Origin of the sequence: Vibrio sp. THAF64 (genome assembly GCF_009363455.1) — a bacterium.
Taxonomy (GTDB): domain Bacteria; phylum Pseudomonadota; class Gammaproteobacteria; order Enterobacterales; family Vibrionaceae; genus Vibrio; species Vibrio coralliilyticus.
This window is the reverse complement of the sequence record NZ_CP045355.1, coordinates 438,278-454,080: the sequence shown is the minus strand read 5'-3', so window position 1 is coordinate 454,080 and position 15,803 is coordinate 438,278. Positions and strand designations below refer to the sequence as shown.

General features: G+C 46.9%; 11 protein-coding genes and 8 tRNA genes. All 19 read right to left on the bottom strand.

What is annotated here, in order from left to right; all coding sequences use genetic code 11:
• Positions 1–600, bottom strand: a complete 600-nt coding sequence (locus tag FIU99_RS02105) for a hypothetical protein (protein ID WP_269078187.1) — start codon at positions 598–600, stop codon at positions 1–3.
• A gap of 6 nt (positions 601–606) precedes the next feature.
• Positions 607–2,175 (bottom strand): glutamate--cysteine ligase, encoded by a 1,569-nt coding sequence (gshA, locus tag FIU99_RS02100; RefSeq protein ID WP_006957083.1) that lies wholly within the window; start codon positions 2,173–2,175, stop codon positions 607–609.
• Between the two features lie 107 nt (positions 2,176–2,282).
• Positions 2,283–5,141 carry a pitrilysin family protein gene (locus FIU99_RS02095; RefSeq protein WP_006957080.1) on the bottom strand — a complete coding sequence of 953 codons (2,859 nt, stop codon included), beginning with the start codon at positions 5,139–5,141 and terminating at the stop codon, positions 2,283–2,285.
• An 8-nt stretch (positions 5,142–5,149) separates the two neighbouring features.
• Positions 5,150–5,611 (bottom strand): YqaA family protein, encoded by a 462-nt coding sequence (locus FIU99_RS02090; RefSeq protein WP_006957079.1) that lies wholly within the window; start codon positions 5,609–5,611, stop codon positions 5,150–5,152.
• Positions 5,605–6,555 carry an NADP-dependent oxidoreductase gene (locus FIU99_RS02085; RefSeq protein WP_006957076.1) on the bottom strand — a complete coding sequence of 317 codons (951 nt, stop codon included), beginning with the start codon at positions 6,553–6,555 and terminating at the stop codon, positions 5,605–5,607. Before FIU99_RS02085 ends, FIU99_RS02090 begins: the two co-directional genes overlap by 7 nt.
• A 112-nt stretch (positions 6,556–6,667) precedes the next feature.
• Positions 6,668–7,798 (bottom strand): sodium ion-translocating decarboxylase subunit beta, encoded by a 1,131-nt coding sequence (locus FIU99_RS02080; protein WP_006957074.1) that lies wholly within the window; start codon positions 7,796–7,798, stop codon positions 6,668–6,670.
• A gap of 9 nt (positions 7,799–7,807) precedes the next feature.
• Positions 7,808–9,592: a sodium-extruding oxaloacetate decarboxylase subunit alpha gene (oadA, locus tag FIU99_RS02075; protein ID WP_006957072.1), complete on the bottom strand. Its 1,785-nt coding sequence runs from the start codon at positions 9,590–9,592 to the stop codon at positions 7,808–7,810.
• Between the two features lie 31 nt (positions 9,593–9,623).
• The gene (locus tag FIU99_RS02070) at positions 9,624–9,881 is read right to left on the bottom strand and encodes an oxaloacetate decarboxylase subunit gamma (protein WP_006957070.1); all 258 of its coding nucleotides are present in this window, start codon (positions 9,879–9,881) and stop codon (positions 9,624–9,626) included.
• Between the two features lie 444 nt (positions 9,882–10,325).
• A tRNA-Arg gene (locus FIU99_RS02065) sits at positions 10,326–10,402 on the bottom strand.
• A gap of 50 nt (positions 10,403–10,452) precedes the next feature.
• Positions 10,453–10,529 (bottom strand) — tRNA-Arg (locus FIU99_RS02060).
• A 40-nt stretch (positions 10,530–10,569) separates the two neighbouring features.
• Positions 10,570–10,646 (bottom strand) — tRNA-Arg (locus FIU99_RS02055).
• 50 nt (positions 10,647–10,696) lie between these two features.
• Positions 10,697–10,773, bottom strand: a tRNA-Arg gene (locus FIU99_RS02050).
• Positions 10,774–10,814: 41 nt separating this feature from the next.
• Positions 10,815–10,891 (bottom strand) — tRNA-Arg (locus FIU99_RS02045).
• 83 nt (positions 10,892–10,974) lie between these two features.
• Positions 10,975–11,067 (bottom strand) — tRNA-Ser (locus FIU99_RS02040).
• 24 nt (positions 11,068–11,091) lie between these two features.
• Positions 11,092–11,168, bottom strand: a tRNA-Arg gene (locus FIU99_RS02035).
• Between the two features lie 42 nt (positions 11,169–11,210).
• A tRNA-Ser gene (locus FIU99_RS02030) sits at positions 11,211–11,303 on the bottom strand.
• 183 nt (positions 11,304–11,486) lie between these two features.
• Complete coding sequence (csrA, locus tag FIU99_RS02025) at positions 11,487–11,684, bottom strand: carbon storage regulator CsrA (RefSeq protein WP_006963114.1); 198 nt, start codon at positions 11,682–11,684, stop codon at positions 11,487–11,489.
• A gap of 92 nt (positions 11,685–11,776) precedes the next feature.
• Complete coding sequence (locus tag FIU99_RS02020; RefSeq protein WP_006963115.1) at positions 11,777–12,964, bottom strand: aspartate kinase; 1,188 nt, start codon at positions 12,962–12,964, stop codon at positions 11,777–11,779.
• 194 nt (positions 12,965–13,158) lie between these two features.
• Positions 13,159–15,741 (bottom strand): alanine--tRNA ligase, encoded by a 2,583-nt coding sequence (alaS, locus tag FIU99_RS02015; protein WP_152471951.1) that lies wholly within the window; start codon positions 15,739–15,741, stop codon positions 13,159–13,161.
• Positions 15,742–15,803 lie beyond the last annotated feature (62 nt).

Here is a 15,803-nt window from a genome sequence, read left to right as displayed (position 1 = left end):
CTAGAACAGCCAGCTCCGGTTGCTTTCCAGTTCTTGTTGGCACTGTTTGAGTTGCCAACCATAATCCTTTGCCTGCTGCTCAACTTTACGAGCAACTTTGATCAATGAAGGTTTGGATTGATAAGATTTACGCTTATAACCACCACGTCCTTCATGATAGGCCAAATATTGATTGTAAGGATCCCATTTGGAGATCCCTAATTGCTTCTGGGTTTCACTGGTGTACCAACCAATAAACATCAATGAATCATCAAAGTTGGTTCTCGAACCACCATGGCCTGTCGCTTTTTGAAAATCTTCCCATGCTGGGTCTTGCGCCTGAGCGTATCCGTAAGCGCTACTGACCCTACCCCAAGGAATGATTCCCAACAAGTAATCTTTCGATGGGCGAGCGTCATGGCGAAAGCTACTTTCTTGCTTTACAAACGCCATCGCAACCTGAATAGGCGTACCCCACTCTTCCTGCATATCTGCCGCATCATCATACCAATCTTGATGCTCACGGAAGATCTCACACAAATTACTTTGATTCTTAGGTGGCGCCGTCGAACAGCCACCTATAACCATGATACTGATTAGCAGCAAAGTCCTTTTCAATATTTTTTCCTATGACTTTAAATAAGCAAAATAGTCATCTAGGAATTCATCAAAACTGAGCGTATCAGCTTGCTCTGTGTCTACTTGTGCAGCACGGGAACGTTCAACTTCTTGCTCCATCACTTGCGCACTGTACACTTGGAACGCATGGTTCAAATGTTTTTCGCGGTACTGTAAGCCGAATTCACAGCCAACTTTGCCCAGTCCACCCAAGCGCTTAGTATCTTCCAAAAGCTGGCCAGAAATTGTCAGCTCTGGGTTATTTATCCAAGTCATCAGCTTATGGCAAACCGACTGATAGGCTTCACCGCCAACTGCGACATCCATCTTCTCTGCAATCAGAGTAATCTCATCGAATACACGTTGTGCCCAATCTTGCAGAGACAAGATTTCGCCTTTACAACCAATCTGCAGCTCTAGCCCCGGCTTACGCCCCGACTCGATCACTTTATTCCAGTTTTCACGCCAACATGCTTGCTCACAGAAGTCCATCGGCTCTGATTCAGTGATCGCCGCCCAAGTCAGAAATAGGTCTAGGAAGCGAATCTGGTCTTCATCAATACCGATCGGACTATATGGGTTAACATCTAATGCTCGCACTTCGATATATTCAACACCACCACGCGATAAAGCTTCCGATGGTTTCTCACCACCTTTCGCAACGCGTTTAGGGCGAATTGGCGCATACAGTTCATTTTCAATCTGCAAGACGTTGCTGTTTAGCTGACGATATTCACCATCTACCTTAACCCCAATTTCAGCAAACTCAGCAGACGGGGTACGAATTGCTGCATTAAGGCCATCCAAGTACTCTTCCAAACTGTTGAAGCCAATTTTCAACACACTCTGAGCACTATTGGTGTAGCCCAAGTCACTCATACGTAATGAAGTCGCATGAGGAAGGTATAAGGTCTCACCGATATTTTCGAAAGGCAGCTTAGTATCTCTTCCTTGGATAAAGGAAGAACATAAAGCTGGCGAAGCACCAAAGAAATAAGGGATCAGCCAGCCAAAGCGGTAGTAGTTACGGATAAGGCCAAAGTATGCTTCAGACTTAGTCGTCTGACGCTCTTGTTCAGATTGCTGGCCGTAAAGCGCATCCCAAAATGACTCTGGAAAAGAGAAATTGAAGTGCACACCAGAGATGATTTGCATCAGGCTACCATAGCGACGCTTCAAGCCTTCTCGATACAAGGTTTTCATCTTGCCAGAGTTAGAGCTTCCATATTGCGCAAGATTGATGTCATCTTCTTGGCTGACATAACACGGCATGGAAAGCGGCCACATTTTCTCTTCACCCAATTTAGTTTGAGTAAAGTGATGAATGTCCTCTAACTGCGCAGTCAGAGTTTTGATGTCACTGGATACAGGCGTGATGAACTCCAGCAACGATTCAGAAAAGTCTGTCGTAATCCAATCATTCGCGTAAGCAGAGCCCAGCTCTTTTGGGTGAGGAGTCGTAGCCAGCCTGCCATCCTTTTTATAACGCAGAGTTTCTCTCTCTACACCACGACCAAAGGATTGAAAAACATCAGGGGTTTGTGCAACTCGCTCCAGTCGCGCAGCAAAATCAGTCAAAATGATGGTTCGCTTATAGTCCTGGCCCAACTACTTCTGGACCGTTTGAATTATCAGAGGGCAGGAACTTCCCAAAACCCTCTCTCATGCTCTAATTTATGTGTACTCTAGCGGACGATTTCAAGCTCTTCTACTGGGATTTGCAAACTTTCTAGCTGAGGCTTTAGCGATTTTGCATCTCCTACCACAATGATCTGATATGCATCAGGTCTAAACCACTTGGCTGCCATCTGATTCAAGGTATCTTTACTCACCGTATCGACAATTTCATTGCGCTGCTTGAGGTAGTCTTCGTCCAGACTGTAAGCCAGAATACTACTTAACAGCTGTGCTTTCTGTGAAGGCGTTTCATACTTCAGAGCATCTTGTTGACCGACTGCTAAGCGTAAAAATTTCATTTCCTCATCTGTCATGCCTTTTTCACTGTACTGACTCAACTCTTTTTCTATCTCTTTGATAGAAGCAATCGTTGAGTCGGCACGAACTTGAGCAGAGAAAACAATGGCGCCAACTTCTCGGTTCGCCGCGAAGTAGCCACTAGCACCGTAGGTATAGCCTTTATCTTCGCGCAAATTCTGATTTATTCGACTATTAAAGTTGCCTGCCAAATTAAAGTTCGCCAATTGCGTTAAATACACTTCGCCCGTCGCATCAAAAGGCAAGCCCTGACGTACAAAACGAACAATGCTTTGTGGTGAGCTTGGCTTGTCAATCAAGTAAATTTTCTGCGGGCCCTTTTCATTCACGAGCTGAGGTCGTAGTAGAGGCGCCTCCTGCCCTTGCCAGTTTTCCAAAAAGGCCAATTCATTCTTCACTTGGCGTTTGGTTATATCGCCGACCACGACAATCTGAGCGCCATAGGGAGTGTAATGTTGGCGATAAAACGCTTTGACGTCATCCAGAGTCAATGCTGAAACAGACTCTTTCGTTCCATCATTTGGGCGTTGGTAGATGGAACCAGAAAACAAAACTTGTCTTGTAGCTTGAGACGCCAACCAGCTTGGTTTCTGATGCTGGTAAACAATACCTTCTAGCATCTGCTGTTTATTACGTTCAAAGTCGGATTCATTAAACGCAGGTTTAAATAACACCTCTTCAACAATAGCCAAGGTTTGAGGTAAATTTTTCTCAAGACTAGAAACGGAAATGCTGGTCGTGTAGTTCGCGGCACTGATAGATACAGTACTACCCAGTTTATCGAGTCTAGCCTGCAGCTGTTCGACCGTTGAATCTAACGTCCCTTCTTCCATCATCGCTGCCGTTAGATTCGCCAGCCCTTCTTTGCCTTGCTGAACATAACGCTCACCGGCTGGGAAGCGAATTTCCAGTTGAACCGTAGGCGTTTCACTACTTTGAGTACCCAATAGCTCAGCGCCATTATCGAAGTATAGTTTGTACAGCTTAGGCATTTGCGCTTTCACGGCTTCAGCCACTTCAGGCATCACTGAACGATCAAAGTTATCGACTGGACGACGATAGGCGAGATCTTGATCTTTGATCTTCTTATGCTCAGGTAGCGTTCTTTCAGGTGTGACGAAAGTCGCGGGTTTAACGACGTAATCGAGCTTACCTTTAGGTACCACACTCAACGTCACTTTGTGATGGCCGTTAACGAAGTCTTCATAAGCTTTCATGACAGATTCTGGCGAAACCGCACGTATTTGCTCTAACTGAGTTTGCAGTCGATCAGGCTGTCCAAAGAAAGTCTGATTAGCAGCGAGCTGAGACACTTTACCTCTCACGCTTTGCAGCGCAAATACGGCACTAGCTTCCGCCATGCCAGTAATTTGATCTAGGCGAGCCTGATCTACCCCTTGGTCTTCAAACTTCTGCAACGTCTGCATCAGCTCTTCATAAAGCGGTTTCAGTTTGCCTTTCTCTCCTGATGGGGCCATCGCATACACATAGAAGTTACATGACAGCTCAGAACATTCCTGGAAAGCACCTGCATCGACGGCTTTTTGAGTTTTGACCAACTCTTGATAAAGCAGGCTATTGGCACCTTTTCCTAGCACGTTGGCTAATGCGTTCAGAGACGCTTCTGTTTTCTCACCGCGGTAAGTTGTTGGCCACCCCAGCAAAACCATAGGTTGCTGAATACGGTCTTCCAAGGTGATGTATTTATCTTCCTTCAGCACCGCTGGCTGTTTTGGTGCCTGCTTAACCTCTGGGCCTTTCGGAATGGAACCAAAGTATTTGTTCACCCACTGCAGCGTTTGTTCGACATCGATATCACCACCAATCGTCAGTACGGCATTGTTTGGCCCATACCAGCGTAAGAAGAACGCTTTGAGGTCGTTGACATCAACACGATCTAAATCTTCCACATAACCAATTGTCTGCCAAGAGTACGGGTGACCTTCTGGGTAGAGCGCTTCACCCATCCTTTCCCACATCAGGCCATATGGTCGGTTATCAAAGTTTTGTGCACGTTCGTTTTTCACCGTATCACGCTGGATCTCAAACTTACGTTGTGAAACGGCATCAAGCAGGAAGCCCATTCGATCCGACTCCAGCCACAGCATTTTTTCCAGCTGATTTGAAGGCACGGTTTCAAAATAGTTGGTTCTGTCGCGGTTCGTAGTCCCGTTAAGGGTTCCCCCAGCTTCAGTAATGATCTTGAAATGCTCCTGATCACCAACGTGTTCGCTGCCTTGGAACATCATATGCTCAAAGAAGTGGGCAAAGCCTGACTTACCAATTTCTTCACGTGCTGAACCCACATGGTAGGTCACATCCACGTGAACCAAAGGATCAGAATCATCGGGAGAAAGAATGACCGTCAGGCCATTATCAAGCTGATACTTAGAGTAAGGGATCATCGCCTTACCCGGTTCAGCTTTCACTTCCTCAATCAAAGAGACACCTTGAGGAAGCGAAGATAAATGAGAATCAGAAGAGAGTGGATTGTTTGCACAACCATAAAGAGCAACGAGAGAAAATGCACCTAGCCAGATTTTTCTCATGACATCTCCTAGAAAAAACCATAATAAAGGGCTGCTAACAGGCTGTATCGCAATGCTTTACCAATCATGATCAGCCACAAACAGGGCCAGAAGCGCATGCGTAACCAACCTGCAGCCAAACAAAGCGTGTCACCAATTACCGGCAACCAACTGAATAAAAGGGACCAATAGCCGTATTTGCTCAACCACTGTAGTGCTTTATGACCATGTTTTTCATTTTGAGTTCGATTTGGCAGCCATAAACCCAGCCAGTAGTTAGTTAAACCACCAAGGGTATTACCCACAGTAGCCACAGCGATGATAGAAAGGGTAGAAAATTGATTGAGGCTCAGAGTAGCGATCAGTCCAGCTTCTGAGCCCCCGGGTAGTAGCGTTGCACTCAGGAAACCAGAAAGAAATAAAACCCAGAGTGCAGAATCAGAAAACCACAGAGCGATACTTTCAAACGCGGCGTTAAACGCCTCTAGCATTGCATATCAAGCAAGATCTTGCCTCGCGTATGCCCTGTTTCAATTTGTTTATGCGCGTCCATCACCTGATCCATTGGGTAGATATGCTGGATCTCTGTCTTAAGCAGCCCAACACTGACCATATAAATCAACGCATCTAACTGCTCAGGGTTCGGATCAACTAGCATGCCGGTCGCTTCAAAACCAAGCAATTTGGCTTTTTCACAGATCAGCTCTGCTGTAATAGTCGGTACAGTAACCACTTTAGCACCATCTTTAAGACACTTGAGCGCATCCAGTGCAGCATCACCACCTACTAAATCAATCAGTACGTCTGCTTCCTCAACACGTTCGGAAACAGGAGAGAATTGGTAGTTCACGGCGTGAGCACCTAACGTCGCCATGTAATCAAGGTTTGCTTCACTACAAGTCGTGAAGACTTCTGCTTTAGCTGCCACCGCGACCTGAATGGCAATATGACCAACACCGCCGGCACCAGCGAGAATTAGCACTCTTTGTCCTTCCTGAACACTGGCTTTGTCCAAAGCCTGAACCGCAGTCTGCCCAGATAAAGGTAGCACTGCCGCGGCTTCTAGAGTGATCGACTCAGGCACTAAGCTAAGTTCGGCTTCCGGCACACATACGTACTGACTGTAACCGCCGCCTTGGAGTGGAAAGCCAATAAAGCCAGCCACTTTGTCACCCGCAACAAATCGCTTTGCTTGCTCTCCACATGTCACCACTTCACCAGAAATATCGTACCCCGGCACCCAAGGTAGATTATCTTTGTTCTGTGAAGCCGCCCAGCCGAGGCCCGCGCGCGTTTTAACATCGATAGGGTTAACGCCTGCAAAGGCCACTTTCACTAACACCTCACCTTGTTGAGGTTCTGGTACCGCATTAGTTTGAACGGCTAAAACGTCAGGATCACCAAATTGAGTTATCGCGATTTGTTTATTTTCCATTTCATCATTTCCCTATCGATACGAAAAAGGGATGCGAAAGCATCCCTTTGAATATATACCATTTATTGCCAGCAAGTTAACTGCCTATTCTCAAATTGACTAATAACTTACGTTAATTCACCAATGCTAAGAGAATACCCGCTGCGACGGCAGAGCCTAAAACGCCAGCAACGTTAGGCCCCATTGCATGCATTAAGAGGAAGTTTTGCGGATTCGCATCCAAGCCAACTTTGTTCACCACACGCGCCGCCATAGGTACCGCAGATACTCCAGCTGCACCGATCAGTGGGTTAATATCTTCTTTGGAGAACTTATTGAGCAGCTTAGCCATTAAGACACCGCCCGCAGTTCCAATACTGAAAGCAACTGCACCTAAGGCAAGAATGCCCAAGGTCTCAACATTGAGGAATTCTTCTGCCTGAAGCTTGGAGCCAACGCCTAAACCAAGGAAGATGGTGACAATATTGATTAACTCGTTCTGCGCTGTTTTCGATAACCTATCCACCACGCCAGCTTCACGCATCAAGTTACCAAGACAAAACATACCAACCAGCGGGGTCGCGGAAGGTAGGAACAAGATCGTCATCAACAGTACAGCAAGTGGGAAGAGAATTTTTTCAGCTTTGCCGACATGGCGCAGCTGAGCCATCTTCACCTTACGTTCCTCAGGTGTTGTCAGCGCTTTCATGATTGGTGGCTGAATGATAGGCACCAGTGCCATATAGCTGTATGCTGCTACCGCAATCGCACCGAGAAGATCCGGTGACAACTTGCTTGCTAAGAAAATAGCGGTTGGGCCATCAGCACCACCAATGATGGCAATCGAAGCCGCATCAGGCATGCTGAATTCCATACCCGGCACGTAGTTGAGCAGAATCGCGCCAAACAACGTCGCGAAGATACCAAATTGCGCAGCGGCTCCTAACCACAAGGTTTTCGGGTTAGCAATCAAAGCGCCAAAGTCGGTCATTGCTCCTACGCCCATGAAAATCAGTAACGGGAAGATCCCCGACTCAATCCCCACATAGTAGACGTAGTAAAGCAAGCCACCCTCATCAGTAAAGCCCGCATTAGGTATATTAGCCAAGATGGCACCAAAGCCAATTGGCAATAAAAGTAAGGGCTCAAAGCCTTTACGAATGGCCAAAAACAACAGGATACAACCAACCAGAATCATACATATCTGGCCAAACTCGAAATTAGCAATCCCTGTTTCTGACCATAAGGTCATTAATCCGTCCATGATACTCCCTTACGCTAGACTCAATAGCGGTGCGCCGACCGTCACTGAATCACCTTCCTTAACGTGAAGGTCTTGAACGATACCGCCACGGGCTGCGCGAACTTCAGTTTCCATCTTCATCGCTTCGAGGATCAGAAGTACTTCACCCTCTTCCACTTGAGCTCCACTTTGAACATTCACTTTGAAAATGTTCCCCGCCAACGGCGCAGGTACCATCTCTGAATTACCCGATTGAGCAGCAGGGGCTGGCGAAGCCTGTTGAGGCGTTGAGTTAGCCGGAGCAACCGATGTCAATTGACCTTGCGGGCCCACTTCTACGTCGTAAACCTGCCCGTCAACTTTAACACTGTAAGTCTCAATCCCACCCTGAGCAGCTTGAGGAGCAGGTGCTGCCACTGGCTCTTCTTTACCTGGAGCGGGCTCGAAAGCATCAGGGTTATGGCGATTCTTAAGGAACTTCAGACCAACCTGAGGGAATAGTGCGTAGGTTAAGACATCATCGACCGTATCTTCAGCCAATGAAATACCATCTTGTTTCGCTTTAGCAAGCAAATCTTCAGTGAGGGTATCCAACTCAGCTTCCAGCAGATCCGCTGGGCGACAAGTAATGGCTTCAGCACCATCCAGTACTTTTGCTTGCAGCTCTGCATTTACCTCTGCCGGAGCTGCGCCGTATTCGCCTTTTAGGACACCCGCCGTCTCTTTGGTGATGCTCTTATAACGCTCACCCGTTAGCACGTTAATCACAGCTTGCGTGCCGACAATCTGCGACGTTGGTGTCACGAGAGGAATGAAGCCCAAATCTTCGCGCACGCGCGGGATCTCGTCCAATACCTCATCAATACGATCTGCCGCACCTTGTTCTTTAAGCTGGCTTTCCATATTAGTCAGCATGCCGCCTGGCACCTGGGCGATAAGAATGCGCGAATCTACCCCTTTCAGCTGACCTTCAAATTTCGCATATTTTTTACGAACTTCGCGGAAGTAAGCAGCTATTGGTTCGATCTGGTCCAACTTAAGGTTGGTATCACGCTCTGTACCTTGGAGCATCGCAACCACAGTTTCCGTCGGAGTGTGGCCGTATGTACAGCTCATTGAGGAGATCGCAGTGTCAAGAATATCGACCCCAGCTTCGACTGCTTTGACTGCTGTTGCAGTAGAAAGGCCAGTCGTTGCGTGACAATGAAGTGCTAAAGGAATATCGGTCGATGATTTGATACGAGAGATCAGCTCTTCCGCTTCATACGGCTTAAGCAAACCTGACATATCTTTAATGCATAAAGAGTGGCAACCAAGATCTTCAAGGCGCTTCGCCAGATCAACCCAAGTGTCGGTATTGTGAACTGGGCTAGTAGTATAAGAAAGCGTACCTTGTGCGTGAGCACCAACATCGACTGCTGCCTTGACCGCTTTCTGGAAATTGCGCACATCGTTCATTGCATCAAAGATGCGGAACACATCCATGCCATTGGCGTGCGCACGTTCGACAAATTTTTCAACCACATCATCTGCGTAGTGGCGGTAACCTAGCAGGTTTTGGCCACGAAGTAGCATTTGCATGGGTGTATTGGGCATCGCTTTTTTAAGCGCGCGTAGACGTTCCCAAGGGTCTTCTCCTAGAAAACGGATACACGCATCAAAGGTGGCACCGCCCCAGGTTTCTAAAGACCAGTACCCCACTTTATCGAGCTCCGCTGCGATAGGTAACATATCTTCAAGACGCATACGAGTAGCAAACAGCGACTGATGGGCGTCACGAAGCACCACGTCGGTTAAAGCTAGTGGTTTAGACATGCTCATTAACTCCTTTTAATCCATTTAAATGCTACTTAGCAGTAGAAGTGCGATGTTGATGCACCGCAGCAGAAATCGCTGCAACTACCTTGGGGCTAATAGCAGAAGAGGTTGGTTGAATTTTATTATTTTGATTCGGTGTAGCGATCGGCTCTGGCACTTCTTCTGGCACCAGCTTAGACATTAGCCGAACGAGATAGACGAGAATAGTTAGGAATATAAATACTACGGCCATCCCTGTAAGCATCAGGGTTGCAGCATCTACTAGCAGGCTTCCAATATTTTCCATTTTAAGCATCCTTTCTTTGTCATCCTGACAAGATATTGGCCATTCAATTATTGGGACTTCGTGTCTTAAATGACCTTTTTGGCGTCAGTTCTGTGCTGACGTTTTCTTTCAGGAAAAGTAGTCAAATATCCTGATAAGAGGTCTAGGATTATCTCGATTGGTTAAACTTTGTCAATTTTGTTTAAAGCAGTCTTGATGATATTGCACATTTCTAGGGATGATTGCGTCATACAAATCACATAAATCTGCAATATGAGACGATATAAGGATAAATAACTGCCGATTTTATGACGTTATTAGATAAATCGGATGATTACTGCGATAGGGATAATGTTTCCCAAAAAAAGTTCTTAGAAAACATTAACTTGTGAAAGTAAAGTTAATAGAATGATAATAAAATGTTAACAAAAAAGCCCTGCTATTTCTAGCAGGGCTTCTATATGATGGCGCGCTCGGAAGGATTCGAACCTTCGACCGCCTGGTTCGTAGCCAGGTACTCTATCCAGCTGAGCTACGAGCGCGCAATGTTTGATATCAATATAATCAATATCAGGTCAGTGACCTTAATGAGTGGCGCGTCCTGGAGGATTCGAACCTCCGACCGCCTGGTTCGTAGCCAGGTACTCTATCCAGCTGAGCTAAGGACGCACGGGGTGTTCAACAAGTTTAAACTTACTAAACGAAGTAGTGGCGCGCTCGGAAGGATTCGAACCTTCGACCGCCTGGTTCGTAGCCAGGTACTCTATCCAGCTGAGCTACGAGCGCGCAATATTTGATATCAATATAAACAATATCAGGTCATTGACCTTAATTAGTGGCGCGTCCTGGAGGATTCGAACCTCCGACCGCCTGGTTCGTAGCCAGGTACTCTATCCAGCTGAGCTAAGGACGCACGGGGTGTTCAACAAGCTTTAAACTTACTAAACGAAATAGTGGCGCGCTCGGAAGGATTCGAACCTTCGACCGCCTGGTTCGTAGCCAGGTACTCTATCCAGCTGAGCTACGAGCGCGCAATGTTCTCTCAAAAGAGAGTTGTGAAGTATATCACACTAATTTTTCTTTAAAACAAAAAAATTGACCATAGGCCAATTAATGGCGGTGAGGGAGGGATTCGAACCCTCGATGCGGCTACAAACCGCATACTCCCTTAGCAGGGGAGCGCCTTCAGCCTCTCGGCCACCTCACCGTTTTATTCCCTGGTAAGGAAATATGGCGCGCTCGGAAGGATTCGAACCTTCGACCGCCTGGTTCGTAGCCAGGTACTCTATCCAGCTGAGCTACGAGCGCGCAATGCTTGTTTTAAAGCAACTCCGAAGAGCAATGCAAGAATGGCGGTGAGGGAGGGATTCGAACCCTCGATGCGGCTACAAACCGCATACTCCCTTAGCAGGGGAGCGCCTTCAGCCTCTCGGCCACCTCACCGTCTTGCGGAGGCACATATTACGATTTACCGAAAATATGTCAAACATTTTCTTGGCAAAATCAGCAAAAAGTTGGCCAACCGTTGGCTATTTAATCAAAGCGATGCTAATTCGCTCTTTTTGCTATAAATATGCCTATCAACAATACAAAAAAGGCTGACATAATGTCAGCCTTCTCGTGTAATTAGTAGTTGCCTGATGCAGTGTTACCATTACCTTTTTCTGCCTGAATGCGCATGTAGATTTCTTCACGGTGAACAGACACTTCTTTCGGTGCATTAACACCGATACGTACTTGGTTACCTTTCACGCCCAGTACTGTGACTGTGACTTCATCACCGATCATTAGAGTTTCGCCAACGCGGCGAGTTAAAATTAGCATTCTGTGCTCCTTGAGTAATCTCTGATTTTTCTTGCTACGAGGCTATTATCCAACAAAAGTTATATTTTCGTAAACTCTATTCTCGAGCCTAATTAACCTAAAAAGGCATGTTTTTGTTGGCAGTCGAGCGCCTCTGCAGAAGTAATGTAAGCATCATGCAGTATGTTTGCCGCTTTGTCGACGTATTCTGGAGACAACACCAACATCAACGACTGTGAATTCACTGCATAATGCATCACATCTATCCCCTGTTCAGACAACAAGGCATAAGACTGTTCAACCAATCCTTCGACCTGAAGACCTACTGCTGTGAGCAGGCTAACCTCTTCACTATTACGGATTTTGTCACCGAACACCAGTTCCAGCTTGGCATAAGCATCGTGTTTTATCACCGCACCTACCCATTCTGCATGGTCGATCACATTCCAAATCGTGACACCCAGCATCTGACACTGTTTCTCTAAGCCGCAGAATGCATCACGGTCAACCTTCAGCATTGTCAATTCACGCTGGATTGCGACCCCACAGATCGCCTTTTGGCATTCACTGCCCTTGACCAGACTGCCTGTATTGCTATCAAACGTGGAGAGAACACGCAGTGGCACATTATGTCGCCAAGCGTACTGAACCGAAGGAAGGTGGAGCACTTTCGCTCCTTTACGTGCCATTTCCTCCATGGAAGGAAAATCAATCACATCCAGCTTCTTGGCACTAGGAACCGTGCGAGGATCGCAAGTATAGATACCGTCGACGTCAGTAAAAATTTGGCACTCTTCTGCTTGCAGAGAGCCCGCTAAAGTGACGGCACTGGTATCAGAGCCCCCTCGGCCTAACGTGGTGATGTCCCCATTCTCATTCATACCCTGAAAACCCGCGACAATGACAATGTTGTCTTGCGCCAGCCATGATTCAATAGTTGAGGTATCAATGTGTTTAATCGTCGCGTCATTGTGTTGATTGTCCGTCACAATGTTCGCTTGTGCTCCGGTAAGTGAGCGTGCGGCATAACCTAATTTATTCAAAGTCATTGCCAGCAGTGCCATCGACACCTGCTCACCAGCAGAGAGCAAAACATCAAGTTCTCGGGCAGTTGGCACGCTGTCAACCTGCTTTGCCAAATCCAATAGTCGGTTTGTCTCTCCAGACATAGCAGACACAACGACTACAACTTGATTACCATCATTTTTCGCCTTAATGATGTGCTCAGCGACTTTGTGGATCCTTTCAATTGAACCCACAGAGGTTCCGCCAAACTTTTGCACGATAAGGGGCTTTTTCACCAGTCTTCACCTTCCCAAGACCAAAGTCTCATTAGGCCACATTCAATCAATTGAATATTGTTTGCAGCATTAATAACAAAAACCAAGCTGCTTAATCAGCACAGAGTAACTGAGCTATTAAACCACTTGGTTAGTAGAAAAAAATTACGCCCAATCAAACAATTGATTGAGCGTATTTATATACAAATCAGATTTTACAGGCGCTCTTCAAGCCATGGCTGTACGGACTTAATTGCGTCAGGAAGCGCTTCAACGTCTGTGCCGCCAGCCTGAGCCATGTCAGGTCGACCACCACCTTTACCGCCGACTTGCTCAGCAACCATTTTCACTAAGTCGCCCGCTTTAACTTTGCCGATAAGATCTTTTGTGACACCCGCAATCAAACCAATCTTCTCACCATTGATGTTCGCCAGCATGACGACACCACTGCCCATTTGGTTCTTGATGTCATCAACCATAGTACGCAGGTTCTTAGGATCAGCATCTTGCATCGCAGCGATAAGGACTTTAACGCCGTTGATTTCTTGAGCTTTGCCCATGATGTTTGCACTTTCCGCAGCCGCCATCTTGTCTTTCAGCTTTTGGATCTCTTTCTCAAGAGCTTTCGCTTTAGATGCCGACTCTGCAAGCTTCTCTTCATACTTAGCTTCTTGCTGCTCGATTGCGTCTAGCGCAGCTTCGCCAGTGACAGCTTCAATACGACGAATACCTGCGGCGATACCACCTTCAGATGTGATTTTGAATAGACCGATGTCGCCGGTGTTCTCTGCGTGGATGCCACCACAAAGCTCCGTTGAGAACTCCCCCATAGACAATACGCGAACTTCGTCGTCGTACTTCTCACCGAACAGTGCCATTGCGCCTTTCTGCTTGGCAGATTCAATGTCCATGATGTTGGTTTCGATGCTGTGGTTGCGACGCACTTGTGCGTTAACCAGACGCTCAACTTCTTTCAATTCAGCTGGTGTTACCGCTTCTAGATGAGAGAAATCAAAACGTAAATTTTCAGGCTTAACAAGCGAACCTTTCTGCGTTACGTGCTCACCTAGTACCTTACGCAATGCGGCGTGCAGTAAGTGCGTAGCAGAGTGGTTTAGTGAGATAGCTGCGCGACGCTCAGCGTCCACAACCGCTTCTACATCATCACCTTTCGCTAAAACACCTTCAGCAAGAACACCATGGTGTGCGATGGCGTTACCAAGTTTCTGGGTATCTTGTACGTTGAACACTCCAGATTCAGTCTTCAATACACCTGCGTCACCACACTGACCACCTGACTCGGCGTAGAATGGCGTTTCACCTAGGATAAGAATGGCTTGATCGCCTGCTGATAAAGACTCCGCTGCTTCACCTTCAACGAAGATTTCCACAACTTTACTCTTGCCTTCAGTACCCGTGTAGCCACAGAACTCAGAATCTACATCAGACTTGATGGTCGCGTTGTAGTCAGTGCCGAACTGGCCTGCTTCACGAGCGCGTTGACGCTGCTCATCCATCGCCTTCTCAAAACCCGCCTCATCGATAGTGAACTCACGTTCACGAGCCACATCGTTAGTAAGGTCTGCTGGGAAACCATAAGTATCGTACAGCTTGAAGACGGTTTCGCCATCTAGCACTTTACCGTCTAGATTATCGAGCGCTTCAGACAAAATTGTCATACCACGTTCAAGCGTACGTCCGAAGTTCTCTTCTTCGATACGTAGCACTTTTTCAACAACCGCTTGTTGCTTTTTAAGCTCTTCGCCCGCAGTGCCCATCACTTCAGCAAGTACACCAACCAGTTTGTGGAAGAATACGCCCTTCGCACCTAGCTTATTACCGTGGCGAACCGCTCGACGGATAATACGACGCAGTACGTAACCACGACCTTCGTTTGAAGGCATAACGCCGTCAACGATCAGGAATGAACATGAACGGATGTGGTCAGCAATAACGCGTAGCGATTGATTTGATAGGTCTTCGTAACCGATGGTATCTGCCGCTGCTTTGATTAGCTTTTGGAATACGTCGATTTCGTAGTTTGAATGAACACCTTGCATGATTGCAGAGATGCGCTCAATACCCATACCTGTATCAACAGCAGGTTTAGGGAGCGGTTCCATTGTGCCGTCGGCATGACGGTTGAACTGCATGAATACGTTGTTCCAGATCTCGATGAAACGGTCACCGTCTTCTTCAGGTGTGCCCGGACGGCCACCCCAAATGTGTTCACCGTGATCATAGAAAATCTCAGTACATGGACCACAAGGACCTGTGTCACCCATTGTCCAGAAGTTGTCAGACTCGAACTTCTTGCCGCCTTCTTTATCACCGATGCGGACAATTTTGTCTGCTGGAATACCGACTTTTTTGTTCCAGATATCGAATGCTTCGTCATCTGTCTCGTAAACCGTGACCAGTAGGCGATCTTTTGGCAGTTGTAGTGTTTCTGTCAGGAATTCCCAAGCGAATGCGATTGCATCTTCTTTGAAATAGTCACCAAAACTGAAGTTACCCAACATTTCGAAGAAAGTATGGTGACGAGCGGTAAAGCCAACATTTTCAAGGTCATTGTGTTTACCACCTGCACGTACACAACGCTGAGCCGTAGTTGCTCGCGTGTAGGCTCGCTTTTCGGCGCCTAAGAAGCAATCTTTGAATTGGTTCATACCTGCGTTAGTAAATAGCAGGGTTGGATCGTTATGTGGAATCAACGATGAACTGTCTACGATTTGGTGTCCTTTGCTTTCAAAGAACTTGAGGAACGAATTACGAACCTCATCAGTGCTCATGTACATGCAGCTCTTCCTGAAAATAGTCGAGTTAGAATTTTGCCGTATTGTAGATCAAGCAATCAGCC

Coding starts and splice junctions, on each gene's coding strand:
- FIU99_RS02090 (WP_006957079.1), bottom strand. CDS start 5,611: ATGCTAGAGGCGTTTAACGCCGCGTTTGAAAGTATCGCTCTGTGGTTT.
- oadA (WP_006957072.1), bottom strand. CDS start 9,592: ATGTCTAAACCACTAGCTTTAACCGACGTGGTGCTTCGTGACGCCCAT.
- alaS (WP_152471951.1), bottom strand. CDS start 15,741: ATGTACATGAGCACTGATGAGGTTCGTAATTCGTTCCTCAAGTTCTTT.
- FIU99_RS02095 (WP_006957080.1), bottom strand. CDS start 5,141: ATGAGAAAAATCTGGCTAGGTGCATTTTCTCTCGTTGCTCTTTATGGT.
- FIU99_RS02080 (WP_006957074.1), bottom strand. CDS start 7,798: ATGGACGGATTAATGACCTTATGGTCAGAAACAGGGATTGCTAATTTC.
- csrA (WP_006963114.1), bottom strand. CDS start 11,684: ATGCTAATTTTAACTCGCCGCGTTGGCGAAACTCTAATGATCGGTGAT.
- FIU99_RS02085 (WP_006957076.1), bottom strand. CDS start 6,555: ATGGAAAATAAACAAATCGCGATAACTCAATTTGGTGATCCTGACGTT.
- FIU99_RS02070 (WP_006957070.1), bottom strand. CDS start 9,881: ATGGAAAATATTGGAAGCCTGCTAGTAGATGCTGCAACCCTGATGCTT.